This window comes from Spiroplasma phoeniceum P40, from assembly GCF_003339775.1.
In the GTDB taxonomy this organism is placed as follows: domain Bacteria; phylum Bacillota_I; class Bacilli_A; order Mycoplasmatales; family Mycoplasmataceae; genus Spiroplasma; species Spiroplasma phoeniceum.
In genome coordinates this window covers 219,869-235,850 of the sequence record NZ_CP031088.1, presented here as the reverse complement: position 1 = coordinate 235,850, position 15,982 = coordinate 219,869, and the positions used below count along the sequence as shown (strand labels likewise).

Below are 15,982 nucleotides of genomic sequence, written 5' to 3'. Positions count from 1 at the left end.
TATTGCAATAAACACTGATTATTAACAATGTTATATATAATGCTAATATATTGTTTATTTAATGTTTAATAAACATTGTTAATAAACATTGTTAAATATAAAAATAATAAAAATTGGCACACTGAAAATAACTATTAAGAACTTTAATAGTAAATATAATAAGTTCATTTTTCTATTTAATAAATTCATTTTTTACATCAAATCACATATAAAAACTAGTGTGCCACAGTCAAAATACATGATAAATAATAAATATTAAAATCCTTTAACCATGACACGGAAAAAGTTTAATACTTTAATAATACAAAATATAGCAAATGGAATTAATATAATTCACGCTTCACCTAAGAAAACCATTATTTCAGGTAAAATATTTGTTATATCTTCTTTAACTTTTCATAATGCACTAGATAAACCAGTTCAAATCCCAGTCATACCCTCAGTCATAGTTTTAGGTGTAGGTGTAGTTGCTGTTAAAAAATTAAACGCTGTTGTTAAATACATACCTAATATTATTTATTACTCTCCTTTCTTTCAATTTCTTTTTTTCTTTTTTCTTTCCTCGAATTTGTTTAATTTTTTGATAAATTGATAAACCAATTCAAACAAAAATCCCTAATATAATAACAACAATAAATATTGTCGTTAATCAAGTTGGCATATTACATCTCCTCTCTAAAAACTAAAAAATTGAAATTTATAAACTCGCTCCGCTCATTGTCGCTTTGCTCCTTTAAAAACACTATTGAATAAATTATCCGCTAATAAATTACGCGGAATAATTTATTCTTTTACTTTTTAATTTCAATATCTTTTGCAATCTTATTAACAGTATTAATAACATTATCTTTACCATACTTTTTCACTAGCGACCTCAAAATAATATATTGCTTTGTTTACATAATTTCAACTCCTTAATTAAAAATATTAAAAAAAATTTACTTTCCAAAACTGTAAAAACCAAAAATACAAAATGTGTGTGCTTTATACAAATTTGAAATATTAGGATAAATAATGCAAATAAAATTATTATCTAAATCTTTTTTTGTTCATCCTAAATTTGGTATAATTACTTTAGTCAAATAGGTGATTAGATGGAAAAAAACAAGTTTAATTATTATAATTGAGCAAATAACAAATGAGGGAAAAAGTGACAAATGTCACAAGATACTAAGCAACGGTTATTAACTTTATCGGGAAAAATCCACTATGTGCCATTATGAAAACCAGTTGATATTACAATTGACTTAGATACTCAACAATTAATTATTCCAAAAAATCTTGCTTTTTTAGCACAAAAATATCAATTACCACAAACAACATATTATCTTTTTAAATATAATAATATTAATAACATTATGCTAGAATGTAATTACATTATTAGTAATTATTCAAAAATTATTGAAGCTAAAATTGATCAAAATTTTGTTTCTTTAAAATGAACATTATCATATGGTGCTTACTTTTTTAAAGAAATTACTAATTATATCCTGGCACAAGATACAATCTTAGAAACTTATCGGGAAACAAAAAATCGAAAGCAACGCTTATTATTTCGTTATCAAAACAAACGTGCATTTAAGAAAAGTAAATGAAAGGGAGAATAAATTTTAATGAAAATTCGGTTAGACCAGTTAATGGTTAATAATAATTTAGCTCCTTCACGTGAAAAAGCTAAATCAATGATTTTAGCAAACAATGTTTTAGTTGATAATGTTCCAGCTTTAAAACCAGGTGAACTAGTAAAAGAAAATAGTATTATTAAATTACGTGGTGAACCATTAAAATATGTTTCCCGAGCAGGGAAAAAGTTAGCCAAAGGTTTAACTGCTTTTAATTTAACCGTTAAGAACCTAGTTTGCCTTGACATTGGTGCTTCAACTGGTGGTTTTACCGATTGTTTATTACAAAATCATGCTAAAAAAGTTTATGCTGTCGATGTTGGGACAAACCAATTAGCTTGAAAGTTACGCAATAATCCGCAGGTTGTTTCATTAGAAAAAACTAATTTTCGATATGTTACTAAAGCATTATTTGCCCCCGATGAAATTGAATTTGCTTGCTGTGATGTTTCTTTTATTTCATTAGATAAAATTATTCCATCTTTAAAAGATATTTTATTATTAAATCATTATGCTTTTTTCTTAATTAAACCACAGTTTGAGAGTACAAAAGAAGCTGTTAAGAAAGGAAAAATTAATCATAAAGCAACTCACTATGATGTTATTAAAAAAATCTTTACTTTAGGTCTTAATAATGGTTTCAGTGTTATCAATTGTGACTATTCTCCAATTTTAGGAAATAAAAAGAAAAACATTGAATTTATTTGTTTATTACAACGAACAATAAATCCGATTAATTATATTGCCGACGAAGTTATAGCAACAATAATTGAAAATACTTGAAATACTTTATTATCATAATAATATTTTAGGATATAATATTCTTATAAAAGAAGGGAGGAAACAACTTTTATGGCAGTAGGAACAATGAGCGGCGATGTTAAAAATTTGCTTGCAAAAGATCATCTTCAAGTTGGTGACAAAGTATCATTTAAAGCTGATATGGTTGATTGACAAGATTTTGAATTAGCAACCATAATAAAAGAATATAAAGTTATTTCCGCAGTACCTAGTATAGATACTAGTGTTTGTTTAACACAAACAAAACAATTTAATCAAACAATTATTAGTAAATATCCTAATTTTCAATTAATAACAATTTCACGTGATTTGCCATTTGCTTTGAAACGAGCATGTGAAGCTTTTATTAATTCAAACCATATTCTATTATCTGATACTAATTATCGTGAATTTGGAACACAAACAAAATTATACTTTCCATTTAATAACTTATTAGCACGAAGTGTAATGGTTTTAGATCAAGACAATAAAATTATTTATTTACAAATTGTTTCACCAACTTCTTCTGAACCAAATTATGACGAAGTTTATCAATTTTTAGATACTATTAAAAAATAAAAACTTGTAATGAAATAAAAAAATGTTTCTTTTAACTAGAAATACTTAGTTAAAAGAAATATTTTTAATTTAAATATTGAGAACATTCAATGTTTGAAAAATAATATTTATTTAACTTAATTTGTTAAATTGTTCTTCTAAAAAAGATATTGCTGTTTTTAATAAATCAAGTTCTGTTTTTGACATTGATTTAATTCCATGGGAAGTTAATGTTTGTAACTGATTTTCAAGTTCTATTAAAGCAAATTTTAATTGTTCTTTTTCTTTTTCACTAATATTTTTTAAGTTATTAATTTTCCCTTTTAATGTTGATAATTGATTTTGAAGACTTTTAATTTCATTTTCATGCATTGCATTACAAGCAATAGCATGACTTGCTCCAATTGCCGAAAAACTAATTGCTCCTAGAATTGCTAAAATTTTTTTCATTTTTTATATGTTTCCTTTCTATTCGATTAATATTATAGATAATCTTATTGTATTTTTTTATAATTATAACTTATTTTATTTAAAATAATTTATTTTTTTAATTTTTACCATAAATTACCAAATTATTTCATCAAACCCTTAATAATCAACATTTTTGAAAGGAATAACATTGTTAATTTTTACTAAAAAATATATACTAAAATTTGTATTAACCCTTAAAGATAAGTTTTATCATTCATAGGCATTAATTTTTTTACTATTGGCGCCGATAATTTTTTGATAATAGAGGTGTTTATTACAAGTATTTTATGAAAGGAGAACACAAAAACTATGGCTTTCGAAAATAACAATTCAACTGAAACAAAAAAAAGATTAGCAATGCCAGATAGTGTCTTCATTGGCTGCGAACAACATGCTGAAGAATGTAAAAAATGTGCTGCAATGCAAGAATCACAAAAATCAATTTTATCATGCCAAATGTGTGAACAACCGGTGTTTTTCTGTCGCTCAAAACCTTGTGAGTATAAATTGCATTGTATCAATCCAGATTGTATTAAATCAAAACATAACTTTGTTTTTGTTGGCAAAAACAATATTAATAAAACAAAAAAATATTATGATCAACAATTACAAAAATAATTTAGGGAAAACTAATAATTAAACCTTCTTGAGAAAGAAGGTTTTTAATTTCTTAAATTTAGTATAAAATTTTTTTTATGAAATGCACTTCGATTACAAAATTCAAAACTTTAAAATTTTAATTTTCATAAACTCAACTCCTAACTATACAATGTTTTTGAAATGTAGAAACCACATACATTTTGTATTTTTGGTTTTTACAGTTTTGGAAAGTAAATTTTTTTATTTTTTTTAATTGAGGAGTTGAAATTATGTAAACAAAGCAATATTTTATTTTGCGGTCCCTAGTGAAAAAGTATGGTAAAGATAATGTTATTAATACTGTTAATAAGATTGCAAAAGATATTGAAATTAAAAAGTAAAAGAATAAATTATTCCGCGTAATTTATTAGCGGATAATTTATTCAGTAGTGTTTTTAATGGAGCGAAGCGACAACGAGCGGAGCGAGTTTGCAAATTTCAATTTTTTAGTTTTTAGAAAGGAGATGTATTATGCCAACTTGATTAACGACAATATTTAGTGTTGTTATTGTATTAGCAATTTTTCTTTATTTTGGTTTATTAATTTATCAAAAAATTAAACAAATTCGAGGAAAGAAAAAAGATAAAAAAGAAATTGAAAGAAAGGAGAGTAATAAATAATGTTAGGTATGTATTTAACAACAGCGTTTAATTTTTTAACAGTAACTACACCTACACCTAAAACTATGTCTGAGGGTATGACTGGTATTTGAACGGGTTTAACTAGTGCATTATGAAAAGTTAAAGAAGGTATAACAAATATTTTACCTGAGATAATGGTTTTCTTAGGTGAAGCGTGAATTATTTTAATTCCATTTGCTATATTTTGTATTATTAAAATCTTAAACTTTTTCCGTGTTATGGTTAAAGGATTTTAGTATTTATTATAATCGATTATATCTTAGTTAAGGCACACTAAATAGATGGTATCACATTTGTAAAAAATGAATTTATTAAATAGAAAAATGAAATTATTATATTTACTATTAAAGTTCTTAATAGTTATTTTCAGTGTGCCAATTTTTATTATTTTTATATTTAACAATGTTTATTAACAGTGTTTATTAAACATTAAATAAACAATATATTAGCATTATATATAACATTGTTAATAATCAGTGTTTATTACAATTAAAAAACATTATATAAACATTATTTATAACATTGTTTATTAAACAAATATTTAGTTAGGAGATTATATTATGGATATGAAATTTAAAACAACTAAGGAATATAAAAAATTAAAAAAAGAATTTATTTTTTTTAATTTGTGTTTTGGTTTTTGTTATTTTTTAATTTTCATTTGTTCTGGTTTTTCTATTGTTGTTATAATTTGGTCTTTAAATGTAGGAGATATTATTTATATTTTAATTTCCTTTTTCTGTTTAATAGCTTCTGTTTCCTTTTTATCATTATTGATTATAGGTCATATAATACAAGTTAAGGAATTTAAAGTTACAGTATTTAAGAAGCAATTATTACCGTTAGAAAATATAGTTGGAAAATTAGGAGAAGGTAAAATGCTAAGAAGTGGAGATGATAAAATTGAGTAATTTTGTTAAGAAAAATCAGAATGTAGAAAATTATTTTATTAGTAAGGAATTTATCCCTTTTACAACAGAAAAAGCAAGTTTTATTAATTTACCTAATCATAATCGTCATATTGGTTTTTGATTGAGTAATAAGTTTATTTATCCTAGTGAAAAACATTCAGAGCAAGTAGCAATCGGTTTGATTTATGATAATTCTTATCCTATTATATAAAGTATGATGAAAATTTAAAGGGAAATATTTGAAAATATTTAACTGGAACCGAATTAATCAATTTATATAATCAATATAAACAAAATTATTTTACTAAAATGAAAAAAGCGTTATTTTTAAGTGAACCTAAAAAAGTAAAAGCAAATAATAATAATAATAATAATTTAACAAATTGAAGTGTTGAAAAAGAAGAACAATTAATTAATGATTTAGAAAGTTTAAATTAAATGAGTTTATATGATTATTGAGTTCAATTTGTTAGTTATATTATTGGTTCAAATGCCCCTGAGTTTTTATATGTTATATCGTTTGTGTTATTTATTGTTTTGTTTTTTGGAATGTTTTTTAAACTTATTCAAAAAATGTGGAGTTTTTAAAGATGCAAAATGATTGACAAGAATTCAAAGAGTTTTTTATTTATATTTTTTTGTTTATAGATAAAACGAATGTTGAAAGTATTACAATGTGGAATTTAACGCAAAATGAATATTTAACTTTGATGGTTGGTGTTTGAATTGTGATTTTGTTTTTAACTTGGTTTTTCTTGTGAATGGTTTTTAAAATAGTTGGGTATTTTAAATAATGAAAAAGTTTATATTTTTCTTTAAAAACTATTGTTATATTAGTGGTTCAATGCTTTTGTTTAGTTTAATTGATTTATTACTTTGGTTAATTTCTTTGTATTGTGTTGGTTTAGTATTTTGAATATTATTTGCTTTGCAGTGTGTTTATTTTGTGTGATGATTGTGAAAAAATATTTTTTATCAGTTAAATTCTTTTCGGTTAGTAAATTTTGTTTGAGATAATCCGTTATCGGTAATTATTGGTAAGTTAGGAACTGGTAAAACATTACTTTTAACTTATTTGTCGCAAACTATGAAATTATTGACAGATGAAATTTATAGTAATTATCCGTTAGAAGATGATAAAGTTAAAGTTTTAACATTTAAAAATTTAGATTTTACCGATCGAACAAAACTAGTCCCACCCGATGATAGTGTTATTTTATTTGATGAAAGTTATTTGTATATTGATGGAACTAGTCCTCACGATGAGAAAAAAGTTCATAGTGGTAAAATACCATGAATTGTTTTAGCGAGACATTTTGGTAATCGTGCGTTGTTTACTGTTCAGCGTGAGGGTATGATTTGAAATAATATTCGCCAGTTAGCAAATGGAATTATTATTCCAATTTCATTTAAAAAACCCGTTGCTAAAAAAGGATTTAATTTTTTTAATCGTTTCTTTATTATGCGAATTGGGATTTTTCAAGATATAACGGATTATGAAATTTGAAAAACAAAATCAGTAGAACGAAGAGCAGAAGGTAAAAGAGTAAAACATAAGTCGGATGTTGGGTTAGGAATTCGGTTTTTTAAAATAATTATTCCCCTTGAATTTGCGAATAAATATGATAGTCAATGATTAAAATTTGTGCGTGATTTAAAGAATGACGAAATTGTTAATAAAAAAGAATATTATTGGTCGGAAATCACAAAGTTAAGTGTTAAAGAACGATTAAAATTGTTTGATATTGATATTTTGAAAAAGAATTTAAAACCTAAAAAAGAGAAAGGAAATAGTAAAGATGATTAATTTATTAGTTGAAAATAATAATAGTAATTGAGACAAGATTTTTAGTTTTGTTTTTGATATATTTTTGTTTATTTTTGATGTAATTTGAAATACAAAATTACCGATGACAAATACATCGATTGCTTATTTTTTAATCTTTTTTATGGTTATTAAGTTATCGATTTATGCAATTCACGGCACATCAACACAATATAATAATTTAGGTTCGACAGTTAATAATGGTGTTTCGCAAGTATATTCGTCAACTGTACGAAAAGGTATTAATGTTGGTAAAAATGTTTATCAAAATAGTAATAAGCAGCAAGTTAAACGAGAAATTAAGCGTCAAAATGTTAGACAACAAGCAAAATTTAAAAGAGGTGTTAAGTAATGATTAAATTAGTTTTATTGGTGGCGGCAATTGCGATATTTGGAACTGGTTTTATTACTGTTATTATTAATCAATTTACATCAGCAAAAAATATTATTATGGATTTATATAATTCTGATACTTGGTTGTTTTGATTATTTGGTAGAATGGCAGTTTTGTTTAGTCATCCGTTAATGTTAACAATATCGAGTTTATATATTGTTGGGTTTATTGTTTCAAAAACATTGTATAGTTAGGAGTTAAGTTTATGAAAAAATCGTTATCTTTATTTGCCATATTTATTTTAACTTTTTTGGGTTTGGTTATTTCATTTATTACTTTAACGGCGTTTAGACCCTTAAATGAGGAGCAATATACGCTTAAACAAGAAATATTACTGGTAAAGGTATTAATGAAACTGATTTTATTAATACAATGTTTTTACGCAGTAGTTTTTTTGAAAATTGGTCGGAAACAAATTATTTTATTAATCCAACTTTAAAAACATCAAAAAAATTATCGTTTAATGATAAATGGTATTTGGATTTTTTACAAGATAGTTATTCTACGGGAGTTGTTTATGATAAACCTGATGAAATATTTTTGGGTTATTATCAACAATGACATAGTTTAAAAAATAGGTATATGGTTGAAAAATTTTATGATGTTAAAAGAGAGAATTTTTTGAATGATTTAATTGATTTTATTTATGCTTTTGCTGTAAAATATAAGATGTATGATGTATCTAAAAAAATTGTAGAAAATGTTGGTCGTTATAAAGAAAATCATTATCCAAGAGTTAAGTTGAAAGTAGATAATTGAAAATTAATTGATATTAATTGACAAAAAGATAAATATAAATTTGAAAATGAATTTAAAAAGTTAAATAATAAATGATACTTTTTTATTGAATCTGATACATATGGATTTAATAAATATTTAGCAAAAAATAATGGTAATAATATAAAACAAGTAAACGAATGAAATTTTCTTATTTTTAATGGAAATTATGCTTATTTTGATGCTTCAAAAATAAAATTAATTTATTGTTGAGATGGTGATGGTGAACCAAAAACACCAGAAATAAATAGTGGTGGTCAAATTACTGATTGAAATAGTTATCAACAAACTCGCGTAAAAGAATTTATTAGTTTATCTTTATATTCTGTTTTGCTAGAAAATACTAGGGTTCAGCAAGGTGGTAGTGCGGATTATGAAAATCCGAATAAGGTTGGTACAAGGCGGATAATTTTTGATTTTGAGACGGTTGATGAATTGGATGTTAAAAATATTAAAAAAGCAATTTATCGGATGATTTTAACTGTTGATGAAGCAAATTTAATTATTTCTGGTAGTTTAGAGTTAAATAATATTAATAATGATGATTTAAGTTTTAATTTTAGTTTTATGCGAATGGGAATGGGTGAGGTTTTTAATTTTAATGGTTCAATTTATTCATCATTAAATAGTAAAGATTTAAAGTATTATCAACAGTTTAGCGGTCAGTTTGATTTATCTAAGTTTTTACAGTCGTTTTTTGCAAGTGCTTTGGTGCCAGTGTTTCAAAATCGTAGTTCGTTTATTGAAAATGGATATATTGATAATTTACAGTATGATACTGTTTTAGTTAACTTTTTTGCCTTGAAATTACAAAATTTTAATAATATTTTGTTGAGTGAGAATATTAACGATAAATTGCAATTTGATAAATTATTAAATAGTATGTTTAAGATTTCACAGAAATTTTATACTAATTATTTACGTACGATTTTTGATTTAGAGAATAATACTTATGTTCAAGGTTATAATAAAAAATATGGTTTATTAGTAAATAATGGTTTTAAAATTTACCCACGATATTTTTATTTTTCAGATAAATATAAGCAATTAGATATTAAATTATATTCAGCATTTAAAAATCGGTTTTATACGATTAATAATTATGGTAGTGTTTTTAATTATGATTTTTCGGTTGCTAATAATTATAATATTAAGTTAAATTCGGGTTATGTTTTTGGTGGTGATTTACAAAATAAATATGGTTTGCAATATAAAAAAATTGAAGAACAAAAAATCGGTTATAATGTTTTTGAATTGCAAGCACAAAAAGAGAATGATATGTACCGATATTATGATTTTAATTTTGGAATTTATAACTGACAAGAGATTAATAATGGTGGGTTGTTCCCCGATAAACAATGATGACAAGTGCAATATGTAACGCCAGAGGGTTGATGAGATTTTGGTGCTCATATTAAAAATGCGGTGATTTGAATTGTCAATACTATTCCCGGTGTTAAACAAGTTAATGAATTAGCGAGTGGTGTTGGTAAGGTTTTTGAAACAGTATATAGTTTTTTTAGTCAAATATTTGAGGTATGAAAATTTAATCCAGCATTGTATAGTACAATAACAAATATCTTTTTATTAATTATTTTTATGAAATTTGTGCGATTAATATAAAAAGGAACTTTTATTTAGTTCCTTTTTGTTCTTTTCAGTCAATAATTTCACCGGTGTTTTTGTCAATAGTTGGTGTTTCTGGTTCACTAATGCCATCTCAACAATAAATTAATTTTATTTTTGAAGCATCAAAATAAGCATAATTTCCATTAAAAATAAGAAAATTTCATTCGTTTACTTGTTTTATATTATTACCATTATTTTTTGCTAAATATTTATTAAATCCATATGTATCAGATTCAATAAAAAAGTATCATTTATTATTTAACTTTTTAAATTCATTTTCAAATTTATATTTATCTTTTTGTCAATTAATATCAATTAATTTTCAATTACTATCTTTTGGTGGTTGTTGTGCGTTATATGATGGTTTTGGTTTATTATCTTCCTCGTTTTTATTATTATTTTCTTTTTTACAACTGATTAATGTTGTTGTGCTTGTTGCGGTTAATCCAATTGCTCCTATTATGCTAAGTCATTTTTTCATATAGATTGCTCCTTTTTATTGTTTTATATATAATTGATTTTATCTTATATCAATTATATATCAATTATTCGTATTAAATATTAATTTTATATATTTTTGATGGTAGGTGTAAAATAATGAAATATATTATTAATAATTTTAATTTGTTTGATTTACAAGCAAAATTAAAGAGTTTTTTGAGTAAAAATTATAAAAATAAATATTATAAAAGAATAAAACAAAAAATATTTTCATATATTAATTTGTGTAATGATTATTATGTTAATAGTGGTAAATTTTTATTGAAAGATTTAATTAAAAAATATTTTAAAAATAAATTTTCAACTTTTTATTATTGAGCGAATAAAATTTTAATTGCATATAAAAATAATGATTTTGCTGAATTATTATTAAAGTCAACAATTCCTAATAATATTAATTATCAATATAGTGATGATATTCGCAAAATTATTTGTGATTTATATTTTGAATATTGTAATAAACATGCTGGTGGTGTTTTATCTTTGTTTTATAATTTAAAAAAAGGAATTCATGGAGAAGAATTAAAAAATAAAGCACCAAAAAATTTAAAAACATTTTTTCGTTGACTTAAAAAAGATGAAAGATGATTAAAAATAAAAAATAAAATTAAAGAAATTAAAAAACAACATCCAAGATATGAAGTTAAAGAAATAGGTTTGTTACAGATGGACGCTAAATATTTTGTACCAAGTAAATTTCCAGTTGATAAAAAGTATTATGTTTATGATTTTATTGATGAAAAAACAAGATTAGCATTAGGATATGTTTATGATAAATTAAGTACTGATAATGCTATTGATGCTGTTAAAAAAGCAATTAGTGATTTTAAAAATATATTTGATATTATAATAACACGGATTAGAACTGATAACGGTTCTGAATTTATTAATAATTATCGTAATAATCAAAAAATTAGTGTTAAAAAGACTAATTTTACTCAATTTTTAACAGATAAAAATATTTTGCATCAAACAACACCAGTTCGCTCTCCACAGTCAAACGTTAAGATTGAAAGATTTCATCAAAATTATACTAAATTATTTGTATTTGAAGAAAAAATATTAAATGCAGTTAGTTTACAGAATAAATTAAATGATTATTATTATTTTTATAATTTTGAAAGAGTACATAAGTCTTTAAATTTTCAGACACCATTTAATTTTTTGAATAGTTTAAGTTTAATTAAATAATTTTAAATTATTAAGTTTTTGTGTTTAAACTAAATAAGTTTATTATATTTTAATTAATTAATAATATGTAAATTAACTCATAAAATATGTTATTAAAATAATAAAATATGTTATTAAAATAATAAAATATGTATTTATTAATTAAAATTTAATAAATTATTTTTTAGTGTGTTTAATTTTATATTTTTTATTTATTTATTTTATGATATTTTTTTATTATAAATAAATATTTTTATTATTTTTGTTATTTTCTTGTAATCTTTAAAATGTGTGTGGTATACTACAATTTTATGAATTTATATACATATTTACTTTTTCCTTTCTAAAACAAAAATAAAAAAACACTTACCTATATTTAAAGTTTCCTGACGTGAAACCATTTATTTTGGTTTGAATACATTAAACATTTAGAAAAATGTTTTTTTATTCTAATTTATATTATATTTTTAATTTTAAGATTATCAATTTTTTTAAATAATATCAACTGTGAAATTTTGTACTTGTTTTCTAAGAGTTTCATATATTTCAAGAAAAGATTTAACATCATCTTTAAAAACAAAAATTTTTATATGTTGTGTTGATTTAATATCTCCTAATGATTTTCTATTCCTTATTTGCTTTTCATTAATTTTTTTTAAAAATAATAATCAATGTTCATTAAGACCTTTATAAAAAACATATTCATCAAAATCATAAATATTTTGTAATTCACTAATTTTCTCTTTTAAAGTTATATTTTCTTCACGTACATCAAAATACTTTTCTTTTAAATTATAATATTTTTCTTCTAAAGTTTCTCCATAATAATTATCTCCTACTTGCTGACTAACATTTTCCGCTTTTGCTTTTAAAAACTTTACTTGTTTTGCATTATCACTTAAATTAGTAGTTAATTCATTTGAAAGTTCTATTGCAATTTTATTTTTATTTATATCGTTATTCATTATTTACACCTCTTAATAAATTATATCAAAATTTTTTTATTTCGTTTTCTCCAGTTGTGTTACTTAATCAAGTAAAAGGGCTCTGCCCCTAAGTCGCTCCGCGACTTTTACCCCTTTAAGTAAGGTGGTGTGGTGGTTTATCCACGCACCACCTTACTTTTTTACCAACAACATTATTTTTACTACTAAAAATAACGTAAAAGTCCGTTAACCATTGCTAAAACTAAAATATAACTTAACATAATCTTAAATGTAATATCAAAAGCAAACAAATTACCAATATTATTAAACAATTCCGAAACATTACTAAACACATGTACTATCCCATTAACAAATTTATAAATTTCTTTCATACCAGGCAAATTATTTACAATCCAAATTGCCGCATTTTCAATATGAATATCTAAAGACCGCGTAAAATATTCGGTTGGTATAAATTTACCAAAAACTAAGAAAAAGATAGATATAAAATTCTATATTTTTTAATTAGGTTAAAATTGTCGTTAACCTTGCTTAGTTTAAGAAAATAACAGCAAAACCAACTAAATAAAACTCTCCTACTTGGAATGTCGTTAAATCAAGCAAGCGAGGATAAACAATACAGGGGTGGCCGTACCGCTACGACATAATGGAGGCAATTCTTTTAGGCAATATAAAAGAGTTATCGTGGTTTGGGGATAAATCTTTAACCTGCAATGGCTAAAGGGTGAGTGTTCCACAATAAAAAAATTTAGAAATCTTACTATTTATAAGGAGGTTTTGAAAGCGTCTTTAAAAGAACTCTGTTGAAAAGAGTTAAAAATTAAATTAGCAAATAAGACAAGTATTAATTAATAAATGTCAGTGTTATATCAATGAGTACTTTACAAAATTAACTAAAAACAGAAAAGGCGGATGATATTGTAAAAAGTATGCTCGGCATTGCTTAGCAAAATTAGAATTTATTAATAAACAAAAAATAAGTTATAGTATTTGATTTTTGACTTTAAAATGCAAAAATAACCATCAAATTATTAAAAAATTAATTTTTAAGAAAAATAAATGATGAATTATTAATATTAAAAATTAGAAAGGAGGAATTATAAAATGAAAACATTACAAGATTTAATTAAAGATTTAACAGATATTACTGTTGAACAAAATAAAATAAATGAATATTTAAGCAGAGAATGTTTAGATTTACGAGGTGCTGATTTAAAAAATGCTATTTTAATAGGTACTGATTTATCTGGTGCTCATTTAATAGATGCTGATTTACGAGGTGTTTATTTAAAAGATATTAAAATCACAAAACAACAATAACTTTTTAATTTATAATTTAAGCAAATAAATTGCTAATTAGTATTATTTTTTGCAAATAATTTGAAAAATAAGTTAAATTACTTTTTATTTTCCTTTTTACAAGATAATATAAAATATATTGTTTAAATAAAATGAGGTATAAATAATGAAAAAACTATTAAGTATTTTAAGCATTCTTTTATTAGGTACGACAAGTAGCTTTGGAATGTATGGTTGTGTAACAAGAGGTAACAATTTACCAAAAAATAATGAATATACAGCAGAAGCGAATAAAGATATTGAAACGTTCTATGAAATAATAACATTAATTAAAAAGAAAATTAAAACTTGATGAGATAGTAAGGAACTAATTGATACTAATAATTATTTTAATGATATTGCTAAATTCAATGAATTTATTACAACTTTAAAACCAGATGAATCACAAACTTTTATTGGTGCGGAAATTAGCAAATGATCTTTTTTAGAACAGTTAATTAATGATTTTAAAAAAGAAATTAATAATATTAATAATGAACTTGTTATTACTTATCATAATTTTTATCGTAAAATAGAAAAAGAATTTCCAATATTATTGTCAGATGATAGTATTAGATTAAAAGTAAATAAAATTAATTTTAATAACATATCAAAATTAATTGCTAATAATGAAGAAAATTTAAATGCAATTACAATTAATTTTGATATTAATTATTCAGTTAAATTTAAAGAATTTGACCAAGTTTATGAAAGTAATGGGTTAGTTATTGCAAGTAATAATCTGGAATTTCTAACTAATGTTCAAGAAAAAGTTGAATCATGATTTATAAAATTTATTCATGATTTATTTATTAAGCAAGAAAATAAAATTATTGATACTTCAAATCAACATTTTAATGATATTAATACGAATAGTACAATTTGACGAACTATTAAACAAGAATTAGATAAAAACAATATAATAACTAATTCTCAACCTTATTTTTATAAGTTTTTTGATACTTTAAATTTATGAAGTCGATTTTATAAACCTGATTCAATATTAGCCTTAGTAGGGGAAGGGTATCAACCAGATAAATTAACTGCAGAAAACTTTTTAAAACTTTATAAAGAACATAACAAGATTATTCTTAGTGAAGATAAATATTATTTAAAAGCAGATATAAGAAATTTTTTGCCAAGTAATTTAACAATTGAGAATTTACCTTTTAAAGATAAATCTTCACAATGAAGAACATTAAAGACACCAATTAAAGTTTTAGTACCAAGAGATAAAGTTGATCAACAATTACAGCAATTTGCAGAAAAAACAATGGCATTTTGACGTTATTATCAATTAGAAACTTATGATAATAAACTTGTTTTTAAGATGAACCAAGCAGATTTTGATGTTTTACTTAAAAAAGTTAGTTTATTTAAACCAGAAAATTTAATTGATGCAAAAATGACACTAATTTTTGAGACTATTTTTAATCTTTTTAATAATACTGTGACTGATACAGGAAAAATTAAATGACACATTTATAAACCTAATGTAGCAGATTCAACAGAGAAAGAAGTTATTTCAAAATTTAAAATGGAAACAATAATAAATGATGATAAAAATATTACAATTCAACTATTTAGAAACCATTATCCTAGTGGAAATTACCCAATTTACTATATAAATCTATCTTACAATGATTTTGGTTATAGTTTCTTTTTTACTCCTAATCGCGAAGAAAGTAATATTAAAAATGATGATTATTCATTTTTACAAACAATAGAATTTAAGGTTGTTTAAGTTTATATTAATTAATTATAAGAATAAGCAAAAT

At 23.1% G+C, this 15,982-nt stretch carries 20 protein-coding genes and 2 pseudogenes; 16 read left to right on the top strand and 6 right to left on the bottom strand.

Annotated elements, in window-relative coordinates; all coding sequences use genetic code 4:
* Positions 1-255 precede the first annotated feature (255 nt).
* Complete coding sequence (locus SDAV_RS01560; RefSeq protein ID WP_114564285.1) at positions 256-513, bottom strand: hypothetical protein; 258 nt, start codon at positions 511-513, stop codon at positions 256-258.
* On the bottom strand, positions 482-661 hold the full coding sequence (locus SDAV_RS01555; protein ID WP_114564284.1) for a hypothetical protein: 180 nt from the start codon (positions 659-661) through the stop codon (positions 482-484). Before SDAV_RS01555 ends, SDAV_RS01560 begins: the two co-directional genes overlap by 32 nt.
* Positions 662-1,094: 433 nt before the next feature.
* On the opposite strand from SDAV_RS01555, the gene SDAV_RS01550 reads away from it, so the two are divergent.
* Genes SDAV_RS01550 through SDAV_RS01540 form a run of 3 tightly spaced genes read left to right on the top strand, consistent with a single transcriptional unit; the run spans position 1,095 to position 2,981 of the window.
* Positions 1,095-1,607: a hypothetical protein gene (locus SDAV_RS01550; protein ID WP_114564283.1), complete on the top strand. Its 513-nt coding sequence runs from the start codon at positions 1,095-1,097 to the stop codon at positions 1,605-1,607.
* Between the two features lie 6 nt (positions 1,608-1,613).
* On the top strand, positions 1,614-2,423 hold the full coding sequence (locus SDAV_RS01545; protein ID WP_114564282.1) for a TlyA family RNA methyltransferase: 810 nt from the start codon (positions 1,614-1,616) through the stop codon (positions 2,421-2,423).
* Between the two features lie 51 nt (positions 2,424-2,474).
* Complete coding sequence (locus tag SDAV_RS01540; protein ID WP_114564281.1) at positions 2,475-2,981, top strand: thiol peroxidase; 507 nt, start codon at positions 2,475-2,477, stop codon at positions 2,979-2,981.
* A gap of 111 nt (positions 2,982-3,092) precedes the next feature.
* Here SDAV_RS01540 and SDAV_RS01535 read toward each other — a convergent pair whose 3' ends face one another.
* The gene (locus SDAV_RS01535; RefSeq protein WP_114564280.1) at positions 3,093-3,410 is read right to left on the bottom strand and encodes a lipoprotein; all 318 of its coding nucleotides are present in this window, start codon (positions 3,408-3,410) and stop codon (positions 3,093-3,095) included.
* A gap of 330 nt (positions 3,411-3,740) precedes the next feature.
* Between SDAV_RS01535 and SDAV_RS01530 the strand changes: the two genes are divergently transcribed.
* The 10 genes and pseudogenes from SDAV_RS01530 to SDAV_RS01480 all read left to right on the top strand — a co-directional run bounded on the left by SDAV_RS01530 (position 3,741) and on the right by SDAV_RS01480 (position 10,242).
* Positions 3,741-4,049 carry a hypothetical protein gene (locus SDAV_RS01530; RefSeq protein WP_053391014.1) on the top strand — a complete coding sequence of 103 codons (309 nt, stop codon included), beginning with the start codon at positions 3,741-3,743 and terminating at the stop codon, positions 4,047-4,049.
* Between the two features lie 492 nt (positions 4,050-4,541).
* Positions 4,542-4,691: a hypothetical protein gene (locus SDAV_RS01525; RefSeq protein WP_071890527.1), complete on the top strand. Its 150-nt coding sequence runs from the start codon at positions 4,542-4,544 to the stop codon at positions 4,689-4,691.
* Positions 4,691-4,948: a hypothetical protein gene (locus SDAV_RS01520; RefSeq protein WP_105299281.1), complete on the top strand. Its 258-nt coding sequence runs from the start codon at positions 4,691-4,693 to the stop codon at positions 4,946-4,948. The genes SDAV_RS01525 and SDAV_RS01520 overlap by 1 nt, the downstream gene beginning before the upstream one ends.
* Before the next feature lie 324 nt (positions 4,949-5,272).
* Complete coding sequence (locus SDAV_RS01515; RefSeq protein WP_114564279.1) at positions 5,273-5,623, top strand: hypothetical protein; 351 nt, start codon at positions 5,273-5,275, stop codon at positions 5,621-5,623.
* A pseudogene (locus SDAV_RS01510) lies at positions 5,607-6,061 on the top strand (DUF3627 domain-containing protein). The gene SDAV_RS01515 and the pseudogene SDAV_RS01510 overlap by 17 nt, the downstream one beginning before the upstream one ends.
* A gap of 152 nt (positions 6,062-6,213) precedes the next feature.
* A complete protein-coding gene (locus tag SDAV_RS01500; RefSeq protein ID WP_105298526.1) occupies positions 6,214-6,417 on the top strand; it encodes a DUF2649 domain-containing protein in 204 nt (67 codons plus the stop codon).
* Positions 6,417-7,430 (top strand): hypothetical protein, encoded by a 1,014-nt coding sequence (locus SDAV_RS01495; RefSeq protein WP_114564277.1) that lies wholly within the window; start codon positions 6,417-6,419, stop codon positions 7,428-7,430. The genes SDAV_RS01500 and SDAV_RS01495 overlap by 1 nt, the downstream gene beginning before the upstream one ends.
* Complete coding sequence (locus SDAV_RS01490; RefSeq protein ID WP_071937327.1) at positions 7,423-7,800, top strand: hypothetical protein; 378 nt, start codon at positions 7,423-7,425, stop codon at positions 7,798-7,800. The genes SDAV_RS01495 and SDAV_RS01490 overlap by 8 nt, the downstream gene beginning before the upstream one ends.
* On the top strand, positions 7,800-8,036 hold the full coding sequence (locus SDAV_RS01485) for a hypothetical protein (protein WP_114564276.1): 237 nt from the start codon (positions 7,800-7,802) through the stop codon (positions 8,034-8,036). The genes SDAV_RS01490 and SDAV_RS01485 overlap by 1 nt, the downstream gene beginning before the upstream one ends.
* 11 nt (positions 8,037-8,047) lie before the next feature.
* Positions 8,048-10,242, top strand: a pseudogene (locus SDAV_RS01480) (spiroplasma phage ORF1-like family protein).
* 10 nt (positions 10,243-10,252) lie between these two features.
* Here the strand turns inward: SDAV_RS01480 and SDAV_RS01475 are convergent.
* On the bottom strand, positions 10,253-10,729 hold the full coding sequence (locus tag SDAV_RS01475) for a lipoprotein (protein WP_114564275.1): 477 nt from the start codon (positions 10,727-10,729) through the stop codon (positions 10,253-10,255).
* Between the two features lie 116 nt (positions 10,730-10,845).
* On the opposite strand from SDAV_RS01475, the gene SDAV_RS01470 reads away from it, so the two are divergent.
* A complete protein-coding gene (locus tag SDAV_RS01470) occupies positions 10,846-11,940 on the top strand; it encodes a DDE-type integrase/transposase/recombinase (protein WP_114564274.1) in 1,095 nt (364 codons plus the stop codon).
* 470 nt (positions 11,941-12,410) lie between these two features.
* On the opposite strand, the gene SDAV_RS01465 is transcribed toward SDAV_RS01470, so the two are convergent.
* Together SDAV_RS01465 and SDAV_RS01455 are read right to left on the bottom strand one after the other, a co-directional pair.
* Positions 12,411-12,884, bottom strand: a complete 474-nt coding sequence (locus tag SDAV_RS01465; RefSeq protein ID WP_114564273.1) for a hypothetical protein — start codon at positions 12,882-12,884, stop codon at positions 12,411-12,413.
* A 185-nt stretch (positions 12,885-13,069) separates the two neighbouring features.
* Positions 13,070-13,285, bottom strand: coding sequence for a spiroplasma phage ORF1-like family protein (locus tag SDAV_RS01455; RefSeq protein WP_408641550.1), 216 nt, complete (start codon positions 13,283-13,285; stop codon positions 13,070-13,072).
* Positions 13,286-13,970: 685 nt separating this feature from the next.
* Between SDAV_RS01455 and SDAV_RS01450 the strand changes: the two genes are divergently transcribed.
* Together SDAV_RS01450 and SDAV_RS01445 are read left to right on the top strand one after the other, a co-directional pair.
* On the top strand, positions 13,971-14,186 hold the full coding sequence (locus tag SDAV_RS01450; protein WP_114564272.1) for a pentapeptide repeat-containing protein: 216 nt from the start codon (positions 13,971-13,973) through the stop codon (positions 14,184-14,186).
* A 145-nt stretch (positions 14,187-14,331) separates the two neighbouring features.
* On the top strand, positions 14,332-15,948 hold the full coding sequence (locus tag SDAV_RS01445) for a hypothetical protein (RefSeq protein WP_114564271.1): 1,617 nt from the start codon (positions 14,332-14,334) through the stop codon (positions 15,946-15,948).
* Positions 15,949-15,982 lie beyond the last annotated feature (34 nt).